This is a genomic window from Robiginitalea aestuariiviva (assembly GCF_029537735.1).
GTDB classification, from domain to species: Bacteria; Bacteroidota; Bacteroidia; order Flavobacteriales; family Flavobacteriaceae; genus Robiginitalea; species Robiginitalea aestuariiviva.
Map to the genome: position 1 here is coordinate 403,093 of NZ_JARPUQ010000003.1, position 14,350 is coordinate 417,442.

Genomic DNA, 14,350 nt, shown 5'->3' on the forward strand with positions numbered 1-14,350 from the left:
AGACCCGAAAATGCCTGGCCGTGCCCCCCCGGATTCCCCGAACATTTTAGTACTTTAGTACACCAAACCACAGCGATGATCTCACCCGAAAAGTTTCAGGAAGAAATCGACCTTATCATTGCCAACGCCCTGAGGGAAGACGTGGGCGACGGGGACCACAGTTCCCTGGCATGCATCCCCGCAACAGCCCGGGGCGGTGCGCGTTTGCTGGTCAAGGATTCAGGAATACTGGCCGGGGTGGCGTTTGCCCGGCAGGTCTTTCAAACCGTAGACCCGGCCCTGGAGATGGAGGTACTGATCGCGGACGGCACCCCGGTGAAATACGGGGATGTTGCCTTTCGCGTGGCAGGCTCGTCCCAGAGCATCCTGAAGGCGGAGCGATTGGTACTCAATGCCATGCAGCGTATGAGCGCCATTGCGACCAAGACTGCGCGCTACGCCCAGATACTGGAGGGTACGGGCACCCGCATTTTAGATACCCGGAAAACCACCCCCGGGATCCGGGCCCTGGAAAAATGGGCCGTGCGCATTGGCGGGGGTGAAAACCACAGGTTTGCCCTCTACGACATGATCATGCTTAAGGACAACCACATCGATTTTGCCGGAGGTATTCCCCAGGCCATCCGCAAGACCCGGGACTATCTGGAGCGCACCGGGCGGGACCTGAAAATCATCGTGGAGGCGCGAAACCTGGAGGAGGTGGAACTGATCCTCTCCGAACCCGGGGTACACCGTATCCTGCTGGACAATTTTAATTACGAAGACACCCGCAAGGCCGTGAAACGCATTGGCGGGCGGGTACAAACGGAGTCTTCCGGGGGGATCAACGAAAAGACGTTGCGGGAATACGCGGCTTGCGGGGTGGATTTTATTTCATCCGGGGCCCTTACGCATTCGGTTTACAACCTGGACCTGAGCCTAAAAGCGGAATAAATGGGCATGACGCTGGAGGAACGCCTGCTCAAACTCCCTGTGGTCCGTGAGGCCATAGCTTTGCTCAAGCGCATACAGCTCACCGCTTTTGAAGGCCTTTCCCTGTACGACTTGCTGGCCATGTACGTTCGGGGGATCATTCAGGGGGCCCTTTCCACACGGGCCAGCGCCATTGCCTTCAGCCTGTTTATGGCTATTTTCCCCCTGTTGATTTTTCTGATTACCCTCATCCCGTTTTTGATCCCGTATGTAAGCCTGGGGAACCAGAATTTTGATGCGGAGTTCCTGAATTTCCTGGAGACCTTCCTGCCAACTGCCACGGGCGACTATTTCTCCGAAGTTTACCAGCAAATCAAGGACCAGCGGCAGGGCGGGTGGCTCTCGACCTCCTTTTTGATTTCCATCTTACTGATGGCCAATGGGGTGAACTCCATTTTCGGGGGCTTCGAGAACAGTTACCATATTGAGCTGACCCGGAATTTCTTTAAACAGTATGCCTATGCCCTGATGGTAGGGCTGGTACTCTCCCTGCTGCTGATCACCGGGGCGGTGGCCTACGTGTATTTTGAATTTTATATCCTGGGTTACCTTACGGATTTTACGGCCCGCACCAGTGGGGTGGTACTGGACGAAGGGGAGATTTTCGGGGCGCGAATTGCCAAGATTGTATTCTTTGTCCTGCTTACCTACCTGACCACGGCCATCCTGTATTATTTCGGGACGGCCGAAGGGAAGAAGGCCAGATTCTTTTCGTACGGCGCTTTGATGACCACCCTGCTCATTATCCTGACTTCCTACCTGTTCGGGATCTATATCGACAGTTTTGCCCGCTACAATGAATTATACGGCGCCCTTAGCGGCCTGCTGATCCTGATGGTATACATCTGGCTCAACGCCAACATTCTGTTGTTGGGCTTTGAACTCAATGCCACGCTTACCTACCTGAGGAAGCAACTCGGAAAAGACGAATAAGGCCGGCCTATGGAAACCTATGCCGAAGTCTTACTGCCCATCCCCCTGGAACGGAATTTTACCTATGTGCTTTCCGAATCTCAGGTGGCCTCTGCAGCCATTGGGGCAAGGGTGGCCGTACCCTTTGGGAAGTCCAAGCTCTATACCGGCCTGGTACTGCGCCTTCATAAGGAACGCCCCGAAGCGTATACCCCCAAGCCGGTATTCCGGGTGCTGGATGACCAGCCCCTGGTGAGCCCGGTGCAGCTCCGGCACTGGGCCTGGATGGCCGGATATTATATGTGTACCCTGGGGGAAGTTTTCCGCACGGCCGTACCCTCAGGATTCCTGCTGGAGAGCGAAACACGCGTACTGCGCGTGGAAGGTACTGACCTGCAGGGCGAGGAACTCAATGACCTGGAGTACCTGGTCCTTGAAGCCCTGGAACACCAACCGGCCCTGAGCGTGGGGGAGATCGGGGAGATTGTGGACCGCAAACGGGTGCTCCCCCTTCTGCACGGCATGTGGTCCCGGGGGCTGATCCGTTTGCAGGAAAAACTGCAGGAGCGCTACACCCCCAAGACAGTGCGCTACATCCGCCTGCATGCCCAATACCGGTCGGACCAGGCCCTGGAGACTTTGCTGGACAGCCTGGGCCGGGCACCTAAACAATCGGCCATCCTGTTGCAGTTGTTCCAGTTGCAGGAAGGGGCCGAAAAGCCGGTCAAAAGCAAAGTGCTGCAGGAAAAGGCAGGAGCCTCCCGGGCTGTGCTCAAGGCTTTGATCGATAAGGAAATCCTGGAGGAGTATCTGCTGGAGGAAGATCGCATTGCCGTAGGGGAGGAGGGGCCTTCCGGCCCTATGCCCGTATTGAGCCCGCATCAGGAGGCAGCCCTGCAGCAAGTACGACAGGGCTTTGCAAGCGGGAAACCCGTATTGCTTTACGGGGTTACGGCATCCGGGAAAACCGAGGTGTATGTACGCCTGATCGAAGAAGCCTTACAGGAAAACCGGCAGGTGCTTTATCTGGTCCCGGAAATCGCGATCACCCAGCAACTGGTGCACCGTTTGCAACGCGTTTTTGGCAGGCGGGTGGTGGTCTTTCACTCCCGGCTGAACCTGATGGAGCGCTCCGAACTCTGGTACCATGTACAGGCCGGCACCGAGAAAGCTGCGGTAGTGCTCGGCGCCCGTTCCGCCCTTTTTCTGCCCTTTGCAGACCTGGGGCTGGTGCTGGTGGACGAGGAACACGAAAACACCTTCAAACAATTCGATCCGGCCCCCCGCTACCACGGTCGGGATGCCGCCATAGTACTGGCCGGCTACCACAAGGCCCGGGTTTTGTTGGGTTCAGCCACCCCCAGTATCGAAAGCATGCACAACGTGCAGAAGGGTAAATATGCGCTGGCCCGGATGGAACGCCGCTACGGGAACGTGTTGCTACCGGACATCCAACTGGTTGACCTGGCCCGGCAGTACCGCCAGAAGCGGATGAAAGGGCGGTTTTCCGAACCCCTGGCCGAGGCCATTTCCGAAACCCTGGCGTCCCGCCAGCAGGTGATCCTCTTCCAGAACCGCCGGGGATACGCCCCCATTGTGGAATGCCAGAGTTGCGGGCATGCCCCCCAGTGCCCCAACTGCGATGTAAGCCTGACCTTTCACCGCTACCGCAATGAATTGCGTTGCCATTACTGCGGCCACCACCGGGCCCTGGAACAGACCTGCGAGGCCTGCGGCAACCCCACCCTGGATACCAAGGGCTTCGGGACAGAGCAGGTGGAGGCCGAACTGCGGGAGCTCTTCCCGGAGGCCATCGTGGACCGGATGGACCTGGATACCACCCGGGGCAAATACGGTTACCAGAAAATTATCGGGGCCTTTGAGGCCCGGGAAACGGACATTTTAGTAGGCACCCAGATGCTTACCAAAGGGCTTGATTTCCGGCACGTGGGCCTGGTGGGGATCATGAATGCGGATACGCTGCTGCACTTTCCGCATTTCCGCGCCCACGAACGCTGCTTCCAGTTGCTTACGCAGGTGTCCGGCCGCGCGGGCCGCACCCGGGAACGGGGCAAGGTGCTGATCCAGACCTACAACCCCCACCACCAGATCCTGGTGCAGGTTTCTAACGGGGATTATGAGGGGATGTACAAGGAGCAACTCTATGAGCGGGAACAGTTTCGATACCCGCCGGCGGTACGGATATTAAAGATCACGTTCCGCCATAAGGAGTATAACCGGGTGGGGGAGGGAGCCGCCTGGTTTGCCCAGGCCCTGCGCCAGCAGTTCGGCACCCAGGTGCTGGGGCCGGAATTCCCGGCGGTGGCGCGGATCCGCAATCAGTACCACATGAATGTGTTGCTGAAAATCCCGCCGGGGCAACCCCTGTCACCAACGAAAAATAGCATTAAAAGAATCGAACGTTCCTTTAATGCTATTTCCCAGTACAGAAGTATTCGTGTGGTCTATAATGTAGATTATATCTGATTATACGTTGCTCAGGGCTTCCGCCAGCTCAGTTTTCTTGTTCCGGCTCAGGGGAATGGAGCGACCGCCTACCTCTACGTTCTTGCTGTTGAACTTTTCGATTTTTTCCAGATTCACAATGTAGGATTTGTGGATGCGCAGGAATTTATCGGAGGGCAGTTGCTTTTCAAAGGCCTTCATAGTACTCAGGATCACAATATTGGCATCGTCGGTAACCAGTTTGATGTAGTCACCCAGGGCCTCGATCCATTTGATTTCGTTCAGGAAGACCTTGCGTTTTTTCAGGTTGCTCTTTACAAAGATGTGCTCTTCGTCTTCAGAAACCTTGTTGATTTGTTCGTACTTGGTTACCGCCCGTTTTACGGAGGCGTCAAACCGCGCCATGGTAATGGGTTTGTGCAGGTAATCGGTAACGTCGTAGTCGAAAGCCTTCAGGGCATAATCCGGTTTCCCGGTTATGAGGATCACCTGTGGAGGGTTCTCCAGGGTTTCGAGCAGGTCGAAACCGTTGATGATAGGCATTTCTACGTCCAGGAAAATAAGATCGATCTCGTTGTTTTTGATGCCATTCTTGGCTTCGATCGCATTGCTGTACTCGGCCACCAGAGCAAGGTTAGGATGATTATTCACCAACTTGGCAACCGCCATACGTTGCATTGATGAATCATCAACCACGATACTTCTTAGTTTCATAAAGGGTTGATTTGTGGGGTTAAATCATCGACAAAGTACCTAAAAGCACCGATGAATTACAATTAAAGTTGTAAACATCGCTGTGAATAATGTACCAATGACGATGACGCTGCATGATTTGATTTGGGTTTAGGTTAAGCGTACGATTTTGCATTGCTTAAGGCTATAACGAACTTTTTTTGGTTTTCTTGTGAATGCATCTAAGAATTATTACTTTTGCGCTCCTTTTTAAATGTTTAATATATATGAACCATTACGAAACTGTTTTCATTTTAAATCCCGTTCTATCTGACACTCAGGTAGAGGAAACAGTTAAGAAATTCGAGGATTTCTTGACCAAGAATGGTGCCAAGATGGTCTCCAAGGAAGATTGGGGACTGAAGAAGCTGGCTTATCCCATTCAGAACAAAAAGAGCGGATTCTACCATCTGTTCGAATTCACCGCACCCGGAGAGGTTTTGGCCCCGTACGAACAGGAGTTCAAGCGGGATGAGCGCATCATGCGCTTTCTGACCGTTAAACTGGACAAGCACGCCATTGAGTGGGCGGAGAAACGCAGAACCAAACTAAAAGCTAAAGCGTAAGGGTATGGCCACATTACAACAACAAGCAAAAGGCAAGAAAGACGGGGAGATCCGGTATCTGACCCCGTTGAACATCGAGACTGCCAAACAAAAGAAATATTGCCGGTTCAAGAAATCCGGCATCAAATACATCGACTACAAGGATCCGGATTTCCTGATGAAGCTCGTGAACGAGCAGGGCAAGATACTGCCCCGCCGCCTCACAGGTACTTCCCTGAAGTATCAGCGCAAAGCGGCTCAGGCCATCAAACGGGCCCGTCACCTGGCCCTGATGCCTTACGTAGGAGATTTGTTAAAATAAACGGAAGGAAGCATGGAATTGATCTTAAAGCAAGACGTTGAGAACCTCGGGTTCAAAGACGACGTGGTAACAGTGAAAAACGGTTACGGACGCAATTACCTGATTCCTCAGGGGATGGCTGTTCTGGCCACCTCCTCCGCGAAAAAGGTACTGGCCGAAAACCTGCGGCAGAAAGCCCACAAGGAAAAGCAGGTAATTGAAGCCGCCGAGAAGACTGCCGAAGCCCTGAAAAGTCTGGAGGTTAAGATTCCGGCCAAGGTTGGGGATGCGGATAAGCTCTTTGGCTCTGTAACCAACATTGATCTGGCTGCTGTCCTGGAGAAGGAAGGCCACGCCATCGACAAGAAGTACATCAGCATCAAAGGGGGCGCCATCAAGCGCGCTGGCCCTTATGAAGCCGAAATCCGCCTGCACCGCGAGGTGGTGGTACCTTTCGGGTTCGAGGTGGTGCCGGAGAAGTAATTTTCCCAGTGAAAATTTAAAGAGCTATGCATGCATAGCTCTTTTTTTTTGCCTTATCTTCAACCTCCCTTAACCGGGAAAGGATAGCTAACTAACGAAATCAAAATTTATGAAAGCGAAACTCTTACTGTTATGGGTTTGCCTGGCCACCGCGCCCCTGGCAGCCCAGGTAACCACCTCCAATATCCGGGGTACGGTTACGGACCAGCAAGGCGAGGTCCTGCTTGGAGCCAACGTAGTAGCTCTGCACACGCCAACGGGAACCCGTTACGGAGCCATCACCAACGAAGATGGCCGCTTTAATTTGCTGAACCTTCGTGTGGGTGGCCCGTATGAAGTAACCATTTCCTATGTGGGCTTTGCCAGCCAGCAACAATCCGATGTTTTTCTGACCCTGGGGAAAACCTATACAATGGATGTACAATTGGTGGAACAAAGCCAGGCGCTGGAGGAAGTAGTGGTAACCTCGGATCGCAACGCCACCTTTGGCAGTGACCGCACCGGGGCCGAAACCAGTGTGGGGCGCCGGGAAATTACCCGCTTGCCTACCATTTCCCGCTCCACCAACGATTTTACCCGGTTGGAGCCTACAGCCAGTAACGGTTCTTTTGGGGGACGCAACGATCAGTTTAATAATTTCTCGCTGGACGGGGCTATTTTCAACAACCCGTTCGGACTGGATGCGGCCCAGCCCGGGGGGCAAACGGAGGCTACTCCTATTTCCCTGGATGCGATTGACCAGATCCAGGTATCCACAGCCCCGTATGACGTAACCCAGGCCGGGTTTACCGGGGCCTCGGTAAACGCGGTAACCCGCAGCGGTTCCAACGACCTGTATGCGACGGTGTACGGGTTCTTCCGCAACGACGACCTTACCGGGGGCAAGATTAACGGGGACGATGTATTCAAAACCGGCCTGGAGCAGACCCAATTCGGGTTCAGCATTGGCGGCCCCATTATTGAAAACAAGCTCTTTTATTTTGCCAACTTTGAAAAGGACGACCTGACCGAGTTGGGTACTGCCGGCTTTGTGCCCAACCGGGGAGCGGGCAGCATTAACGAATCCCGGGTTCTGGCTTCCGATTTTCAGATGGTAGACAGCTACCTGCGGCAGGTCGTAGTAGGCCGGGACGGACAGGGCAACCCTATTTATTACAACCCCGGCCGTTACGAAGGGTTCAACTTTGACCAGGAATCCACCAAAGGGATCTTCAAGCTGGATTGGAACATCAACGACAATAACCGGTTGGCGTTTATCTACAACTTCCTGGATGCCTCCAAGGAGAAACCCGCCCACCCCAGTGCCCTGGGATTCCGGGGGCCGAATGCGTCCACCCTTCAATTTGAGAATACGGGATACCAAATCAACAACCGTATCCAGTCCGTACAATTGGAACTGAACAGCACCCTTTCCGGGGAAGCCACCAACAAGTTGCAGGTAGGGTACACCCATTTTGACGACTTCCGGACTCCCTTATCCTCCCCGGCTCCGACCCTTACCATCCTGGATGCCACGGGCAGCTCCAACTACATCATTGCGGGGCATGAACCTTTTTCCATCAACAACCGCCTGGATCAAAAGGTATTCCAGATCACCGATAACCTGAATATTTTCAAAGGGGACCATACCTACACCGTGGGCTTTTCCTTCGAAAAGTTCCAATTCGACAACTCCTTTAACCTGGGAACCTATGGCGCACAGGGCGTATTCTTCCCCACTACGACCATCACGGATTTCCCGGATTATGCCACCTCCGGAGCGCTGCAGCAGGCTTTCAATGCGGCTATTGCGGCAGACCGCAGCCTGAGCGCCAACGGCACAGGCAACCCCGGAGGATGGTCATTGGCAGAAACCAATGTAGGCCAGCTGGCTTTTTATATGCAGGACGAATGGAACCTGACGCGCGATTTCAAACTCACCTATGGGGTGCGTTTCGATAAGCCCCTGTTCTTTGACACGGCGGATAAGGTAAGGGACAACATTGAACGCAAGGGCGGGGCCAGCGGCACCTATATCCCGTCCATTGAATACTATGACCCGGAAACCGGCGAAGCCGTTTACCTGGATTCCGAGCAAATGCCCAACAACAACTTCCTGGTTTCTCCCCGTCTGGGTATGAACTGGGATGTGCACGGAGACAATACCCTGCAGGTGCGGGGGGGTACCGGACTCTTTACCGGACGCTTCCCCTTCGTGTGGCTGGGCAACCAGGTACAGGGCGTAGACTTCTTCTTCTATCAGGTGGTGGATCCGGCATTCCAGTTCCCCCAGGTATGGCGTACCAACCTGGGTGTGGATAAGCGCCTGGAAAACAACCTGGTCCTTACCGGAGACCTGTCCTATACGCGTGACATCAATGCCCCCCATGTTCAGAACTGGGGGCTGGATACCCCTTCCGGGACCTTGCAGGGGGCAGACAACCGGGCGGTTTATGCCAATGGGGACAAGTCCCAGATTTTTGGGGGCTCTACCAATGCCTATGTCTTTACCAACTCCGACCAGGGACGGATCTGGAACCTTGCCCTGAAGGCCGAAAAAACCTGGGATAACGGCATGTACGGCCGCCTGGCTTACAGTTACCTGAATGCCAAGGAGGTCAATTCCATTGAGGCCGAAATTACCGGTGATGCCTTTGCCGGGAATGCCATTGTAGGCAATGCCAACAACGATGTGTTGGCGTTTTCCAAGTACGGGGATATGCACCGCATCATCGGGGTGTTCTCTAAGGCCTTTGATTTCGGGACCACGGTATCCACCTTCTTTGAGTATGCCCGGGGCAACCGCTACAACTACATCTACGGAGGGGACATCAACAACGATGGGTCCAGCATCAACGACCTGTTGTACATCCCCACCGCCCAGGAAGTGCAGCAGATGAACTGGGCCGAGGCCAGCGATGCGGCGGCTTTTGAGGCCTTTATCGGGCAGGACGATTACCTGAGCGACAACCGCGGACAGTATGCCGAGCGCTATGGCGCACTGGCGCCCTGGAGGGGCCGCTGGGACCTGAAGGTGCTGCAGGACATCCACCTGGCGCAAAAGCACACCCTGCAGCTGAGCCTGGACGTTCTGAATATCGGAAACCTGGTCAACTCCAACTGGGGCGTGGTGGAAGAACCCGCCTTCAATCAGTTGCTCGGGGTTAGCGTTGATGCCAATAATGTGCCCACCTACTCTTTTGACGAAAACCTGGCGCAGACCTTTACGGCGGCTACCGATGCGCGTTCCCGCTGGAGGGCACAGCTTGGGGTGCGTTATATTTTTAACTAGGCAGCAGAATCCTTAATTTTGTACCGTCCGGCCCTAAAGCCGGACGGTTTTTTTATGAAATACCGTAGACTCACCCGGGAGCAACTGGAAGAACTGCACGAGGAATTCATCAATTTCCTGGCTACCCAATCCATTACCGCGGAGGAATGGGCAGACATTAAAGCCCGGAAGCCGGAGGTAGCCGAACAGGAATTGGATGTCTTCAGCGATCTGATCTGGGAAGGGGTCCTGGGGCGGGTGGCCTACCTGGAGCACCTGGGGACGCACCATATGAACCTGTTCTACCTGACGGAGAAGGAGATGAAACTGATCTCCGTAAAGGTAAACAACCCGGAGGTGGACCTGGGCACCCCGGAGGGTTTTGGCTGGTTTAAAAAGAACTGGCAATCCGATTTTGTCGAATACCTGACGGCGGCCAAAGCCTATTCGGACGACCCCAACCAGGACAAATTCGAACTGATCGAAAAAGGGGCAGTCATTACCCGGGGCGATCTCTACCGCTGGTTCGAGGAAGTGATCGATACCTAGCCCGCATCCCGCAGGCTTCCCTTATATTTGCAGCAACAAACCCGAGCGATGGCCCAGAAACCCTCCATTCCCAAAGGTACCCGGGATTTTTCCCCGGCCGAAGTAGCCCGACGCAACTTTATTATCGAGCGGATCCGCCGGCAATTTGAACTGTTTGGCTTCCAGCCCATCGAAACCCCGGCCATGGAGAACTACGACACCCTGATGGGGAAGTACGGGGAGGAGGGAGACCGGCTCATCTTTAAGATCCTGAACTCCGGGGATTTCCTATCTAAGGCAGACCTTTCTGCCCTGCAGCAGGCCGATGCCCAGGCCCTCACCCCGCAGATTAGTGAGAAGGCCCTGCGCTACGACCTGACTGTACCTTTTGCGCGCTATGTGGTCATGCACCAGAACGAACTCGAATTCCCGTTCAAGCGGTACCAGATCCAGCCGGTATGGCGGGCCGACCGCCCCCAGCGGGGCCGTTTCCGGGAGTTCTACCAGTGCGATGCGGATGTGGTCGGTGCCCGCGGCACCGTACAGGAGGCGGAATTCATACAGCTTTACGACCGGGCCTTTGCAGACCTGGGCCTGCAAGGGGTTACCCTAAAACTGAACCACCGCAAGGTGCTTTCTGGCATTGCCGAGGTAATCGGGGCAGCAGACCGTTTGGTAGACTTTACCGTAGCCCTGGACAAGCTCGACAAAATTGGCCGGGATAAGGTGGAAGCCGAAATGGAAGGCAAGGGCATTTCGCGGGAGGCCATCGCCAAGGCGGCGCCCCTTTTTGAATTAAAAGGGACTGCCTCACAAAAGATAGAAGCCCTGCGCGGCCTCCTCTCGGGCTCTGCCCAGGGGATGGAAGGGCTGGACGAGCTGGAAACCCTGGTGGCACGCACCGCAGCCCTGGGCTTGAAGGCAGCCACCCTGGAACTGGATATTACCCTGGCCCGCGGCCTGAATTACTACACCGGGGCCATTTTTGAAGTGGCTGCGCCCGAAGGCGTGAATATGGGCTCCATTGGCGGGGGCGGGCGATATGACGACCTGACCGGCATCTTTGGCCTGCAGGACATGAGCGGGGTGGGGATTTCCTTTGGTCTGGACCGCATTTACCTGGTTATGGAACAACTGGGATTGTTTCCTCAAACCCTGGACCGCGCCCTGGATGTATTTTGCGTGAATTTCGGGCAGCAGGAGGCCGATGCGGCCCAGCAACTGGTCCTGAACCTGCGCAATCGCGGTATCCGGGCAGATCTGTACCCGACAGCTGCAAAGGTGGGGAAACAATTCAAGTACGCGGACCGTCGCGCAGTGCCCTATGTGGTGCTGATCGGGGAAGAGGAACTCGCCAGCGGCACCTTTACCGTGCGCGATATGCAGGGCGGCACCCAGGACACCTACTCCCTGAATGCCTGGGAGCAGTTTGCCGACCGCCTACAACCGTGATCGGATTTCCTTAATGATTTTAGCGTAATACGCGCTGCCGTGGGGCACATATGCCCCGGGGTTGGCCAGCCCCCAGGTGGCCTCGGCCAGCTGGGTAAGGGGTTCCCAGCGCAGGGCGGCTACCTCCGAAGCCTGGGGAATGAGCTTTAAGCCGGAATGGGCCACGCGCAAGAGAAACAGGTGGTGGAACTCCGAATCGGTAATCCCCCCGGGGTGCTGGTGCTGTTCCTGATGCAGGCCCAGGTATTCCAGCCCGGAGGGTACGGCCTCCAGGCCAATCTCTTCCTGTATTTCGCGCAGCGCAGCCTCCTCCGGTGCCTCCCCGGCACCCATGTGCCCGGCCACGGAAACATCCCATAACCCCGGAAAAGTAACCTTATTCAAACCCCGTTGCTGCAGAAGTACCTGCGCCTGGGGCGTGTACACCCATACGTGCACCGTAGGGTGCCACCACCCCATGCGGTGCGCCTCGGATTTCAGGGCCGAGCGCCCGGTGGGCCTCCCTTCGGAATCCCAGATATCGATGCGCTCGTCCATTTGTATTGGGTTATTCGAAATAGCTGAAGGATTCCCCGGCTTCGATCCGCAACAGGGTTTCGTAGATCAGACGGATTACATTGGCCACATCTTCCTTGTGGACCATTTCTACCGTAGTGTGCATATAGCGCAACGGGAGGGAGATCAGGGCAGAAGCCACCCCCCCGTTGGAGTAGGCAAAAGCATCGGTATCCGTCCCCGTCATACGGGAAGCGGCCAGGCGCTGGAACGGAATTTCGGATTCCCGGGCCGCGCTCAGGATCCGGTCCCGAAGCTTGTGTTGTACGGCCGGGGCGTAGGAAATTACCGGGCCGGAACCCATCTCGATCAGTCCCTCCTTCTTCTTTTCAATCATAGGGGTAGTGGTGTCGTGGCACACGTCTGTGATGATGGCCGCATCCGGTTTCAGGCGGTTGGTAATCATCTCGGCCCCGCGAAGCCCGATTTCCTCCTGCACCGAATTGGTGATGTACAGGCCAAAGGGAAGTTTTTTCTTGTTTTCGTGCAGCAGGCGGGCCACCTGGGCAATCATAAAGCCGCCGGCCCGGTTATCGATGGCCCGGCACACAAATTTATCTCCGTTCAGCACATTGAACGTGTCCGGGTAGGTTATCACGCAGCCCACATGCACGCCCATTTTCTCTACTTCTTCCTTATCCTTGGCTCCGATGTCGATAAAGATGTTCTCCAGTTTGGGCGCTTCCTCCTTGGCACGGTCGCGGGTGTGGATAGCCGGCCAGCCAAAAACGCCTTTCACGATGCCGTTGTCGGTATGGATGTTCACCCATTTGGAAGGGGCAATCTGGTGGTCGCTCCCCCCGTTGCGGATCACATAGATCAGCCCGTTGTCCGTAATGTAATTCACGTACCAGGAGATCTCGTCGGAATGCCCTTCGATCACTACCTTGTAGGGGGCATCCGGGTTAATAACCCCTACCGCAGTCCCATAGGTGTCCGTGATAAAGCTGTCCACATAAGGCTTCAGGTATTGCATCCACAACTTCTGGCCTTCCCATTCGTGCCCGGTAGGGGAGGCGTTGTTCAGGTATTGTTCAAAGAATTCAAGGGCCTTCTGGTCCAGGATCTGATCTGTTTTCATCTTCGCTTGGGTTTGGTGTAAAATTAGCCATTTTCACACTTATTTAATACCGTTTGCAGCCCATTATCGTTACTTTTGGATTGCTGCCGCTAAGAGTAGCCTGGCATGAAGCAAATCGCGATCTTCCTTTTGATGTGTGGCATTCCGGCCGGGCTCTGGGCCCAGGTCCCGGAAGAGCCCCTGGATTCCATCCAGCAACAGCTGATCATTGTGGAAGGGGATTCCATATTCCGGAGTTCCATCGAACTGGAAGAGGTCTATATCTTCGGGAAGCTCAAGTTCGACACTTACCAGGATAAGTTACGTTATTACATCCTCAGGCGAAAGACCCTGAAGGTCTACCCTTATGCCAAGCTGGCGGCTGACCGGCTGGTGGAGCTTAACTCCCGCCTGGAGCAGGTGCAGTCCCGCCGCAAGCGCAAGCAGTACACCAAAGTTGTGCAACGGTTTATTGAAGAGGAATTCTCCGGGGAGCTCAAAAAATTGACCCGTACGGAGGGTCAGATCCTGGTGAAACTCATCTACCGGCAAACCGGGATTACCGCCTTCGAACTGGTGCGGGAGCTGCGCAGCGGCTGGCGTGCCTTCTGGTACCAGACCACGGCCCGCATGTTCGACATCAGCATTAAGGAGGAATTCCATCCGGATCTGATCCACGAAGATTATCTGATTGAAGATATCCTGCAACGGGCTTTTGCCGCCGGGCAGCTGGAGCCCCAGAAAGCCAAGGCCGATTATGACTACGCAAGTCTCACCAACAAGTGGAATGTGGCCAAAAAGGAGGTGGAATAATTGCGCGTTCGGAATTCTTTCACTATCTTGATTGTCCTTTTTTTGGCGTCTGATACTTCAAAATTCTAGTTTTTAGCGCATTAGGATCAGGGGCAAAAAAAGTTTCAAAATTTACCGGAAATATTTGGTGGTAATTTCAAAAAACCATCCTATATTTGCACCCGCTTTTCGAGGGAAACGCAGGTTTGTTTCGGGGAGTGCAAGGGGGAGCGAAAGGCGCCCCAAGGTCATTGACATATTGACAGACAGCAACTCTTCTGCCTTTAGCGGGGCGGAAGACT

At 54.8% G+C, this 14,350-nt stretch carries 13 protein-coding genes; 10 read left to right on the forward strand and 3 right to left on the reverse strand.

Annotated features, from left to right (window positions below; translation table 11 throughout):
- Window positions 1-75: 75 nt before the first annotated feature.
- From nadC to priA, 3 genes are read left to right on the forward strand one after another with little or no spacing between them, the layout of a single operon-like run.
- A complete protein-coding gene (nadC, locus tag OZ410_RS14385; RefSeq protein WP_277708715.1) occupies window positions 76-933 on the forward strand; it encodes a carboxylating nicotinate-nucleotide diphosphorylase in 858 nt (285 codons plus the stop codon).
- The gene (locus OZ410_RS14390; RefSeq protein ID WP_277708716.1) at window positions 934-1,905 is read left to right on the forward strand and encodes a YihY/virulence factor BrkB family protein; all 972 of its coding nucleotides are present in this window, start codon (window positions 934-936) and stop codon (window positions 1,903-1,905) included.
- A 9-nt stretch (window positions 1,906-1,914) separates the two neighbouring features.
- Window positions 1,915-4,371: a replication restart helicase PriA gene (priA, locus tag OZ410_RS14395; RefSeq protein WP_277708717.1), complete on the forward strand. Its 2,457-nt coding sequence runs from the start codon at window positions 1,915-1,917 to the stop codon at window positions 4,369-4,371.
- Here priA and OZ410_RS14400 read toward each other — a convergent pair whose 3' ends face one another.
- On the reverse strand, window positions 4,372-5,064 hold the full coding sequence (locus tag OZ410_RS14400) for a LytR/AlgR family response regulator transcription factor (RefSeq protein WP_277708718.1): 693 nt from the start codon (window positions 5,062-5,064) through the stop codon (window positions 4,372-4,374).
- Window positions 5,065-5,309: 245 nt separating this feature from the next.
- On the opposite strand from OZ410_RS14400, the gene rpsF reads away from it, so the two are divergent.
- The 6 genes from rpsF (at window position 5,310) to hisS (ending at window position 11,641) form a co-directional block, all read left to right on the forward strand.
- Window positions 5,310-5,648 (forward strand): 30S ribosomal protein S6, encoded by a 339-nt coding sequence (gene rpsF, locus OZ410_RS14405; RefSeq protein WP_277708719.1) that lies wholly within the window; start codon window positions 5,310-5,312, stop codon window positions 5,646-5,648.
- A 4-nt stretch (window positions 5,649-5,652) separates the two neighbouring features.
- Window positions 5,653-5,949, forward strand: coding sequence for a 30S ribosomal protein S18 (gene rpsR, locus OZ410_RS14410; RefSeq protein WP_088342377.1), 297 nt, complete (start codon window positions 5,653-5,655; stop codon window positions 5,947-5,949).
- A gap of 12 nt (window positions 5,950-5,961) precedes the next feature.
- On the forward strand, window positions 5,962-6,411 hold the full coding sequence (gene rplI / locus OZ410_RS14415; RefSeq protein ID WP_277708720.1) for a 50S ribosomal protein L9: 450 nt from the start codon (window positions 5,962-5,964) through the stop codon (window positions 6,409-6,411).
- 109 nt (window positions 6,412-6,520) lie between these two features.
- The gene (locus OZ410_RS14420) at window positions 6,521-9,682 is read left to right on the forward strand and encodes a TonB-dependent receptor (RefSeq protein ID WP_277708721.1); all 3,162 of its coding nucleotides are present in this window, start codon (window positions 6,521-6,523) and stop codon (window positions 9,680-9,682) included.
- Window positions 9,683-9,736: 54 nt separating this feature from the next.
- Window positions 9,737-10,210, forward strand: a complete 474-nt coding sequence (locus tag OZ410_RS14425) for a DUF6495 family protein (RefSeq protein ID WP_277708722.1) — start codon at window positions 9,737-9,739, stop codon at window positions 10,208-10,210.
- Window positions 10,211-10,258: 48 nt separating this feature from the next.
- Window positions 10,259-11,641 carry a histidine--tRNA ligase gene (hisS, locus tag OZ410_RS14430; RefSeq protein ID WP_277708723.1) on the forward strand — a complete coding sequence of 461 codons (1,383 nt, stop codon included), beginning with the start codon at window positions 10,259-10,261 and terminating at the stop codon, window positions 11,639-11,641.
- On the opposite strand, the gene OZ410_RS14435 is transcribed toward hisS, so the two are convergent.
- Both OZ410_RS14435 and OZ410_RS14440 read right to left on the reverse strand, forming a co-directional pair.
- Window positions 11,630-12,178, reverse strand: a complete 549-nt coding sequence (locus tag OZ410_RS14435; RefSeq protein ID WP_277708724.1) for an NUDIX hydrolase — start codon at window positions 12,176-12,178, stop codon at window positions 11,630-11,632. The genes hisS and OZ410_RS14435 overlap by 12 nt on opposite strands.
- 10 nt (window positions 12,179-12,188) lie before the next feature.
- A complete protein-coding gene (locus tag OZ410_RS14440) occupies window positions 12,189-13,277 on the reverse strand; it encodes a M42 family metallopeptidase (protein WP_277708725.1) in 1,089 nt (362 codons plus the stop codon).
- A gap of 105 nt (window positions 13,278-13,382) precedes the next feature.
- Here OZ410_RS14440 and OZ410_RS14445 point away from each other — a divergent pair, with 105 nt between their 5' ends.
- The gene (locus OZ410_RS14445; RefSeq protein WP_277708726.1) at window positions 13,383-14,069 is read left to right on the forward strand and encodes a DUF4294 domain-containing protein; all 687 of its coding nucleotides are present in this window, start codon (window positions 13,383-13,385) and stop codon (window positions 14,067-14,069) included.
- Window positions 14,070-14,350: the final 281 nt, after the last annotated feature.

Coding starts and splice junctions, on each gene's coding strand:
- nadC (WP_277708715.1), top strand. CDS start 76: ATGATCTCACCCGAAAAGTTTCAGGAAGAAATCGACCTTATCATTGCC.
- OZ410_RS14390 (WP_277708716.1), top strand. CDS start 934: ATGGGCATGACGCTGGAGGAACGCCTGCTCAAACTCCCTGTGGTCCGT.
- priA (WP_277708717.1), top strand. CDS start 1,915: ATGGAAACCTATGCCGAAGTCTTACTGCCCATCCCCCTGGAACGGAAT.
- OZ410_RS14400 (WP_277708718.1), bottom strand. CDS start 5,064: ATGAAACTAAGAAGTATCGTGGTTGATGATTCATCAATGCAACGTATG.
- rpsF (WP_277708719.1), top strand. CDS start 5,310: ATGAACCATTACGAAACTGTTTTCATTTTAAATCCCGTTCTATCTGAC.
- rpsR (WP_088342377.1), top strand. CDS start 5,653: ATGGCCACATTACAACAACAAGCAAAAGGCAAGAAAGACGGGGAGATC.
- rplI (WP_277708720.1), top strand. CDS start 5,962: ATGGAATTGATCTTAAAGCAAGACGTTGAGAACCTCGGGTTCAAAGAC.
- OZ410_RS14420 (WP_277708721.1), top strand. CDS start 6,521: ATGAAAGCGAAACTCTTACTGTTATGGGTTTGCCTGGCCACCGCGCCC.
- OZ410_RS14425 (WP_277708722.1), top strand. CDS start 9,737: ATGAAATACCGTAGACTCACCCGGGAGCAACTGGAAGAACTGCACGAG.
- hisS (WP_277708723.1), top strand. CDS start 10,259: ATGGCCCAGAAACCCTCCATTCCCAAAGGTACCCGGGATTTTTCCCCG.
- OZ410_RS14435 (WP_277708724.1), bottom strand. CDS start 12,178: ATGGACGAGCGCATCGATATCTGGGATTCCGAAGGGAGGCCCACCGGG.
- OZ410_RS14440 (WP_277708725.1), bottom strand. CDS start 13,277: ATGAAAACAGATCAGATCCTGGACCAGAAGGCCCTTGAATTCTTTGAA.
- OZ410_RS14445 (WP_277708726.1), top strand. CDS start 13,383: ATGAAGCAAATCGCGATCTTCCTTTTGATGTGTGGCATTCCGGCCGGG.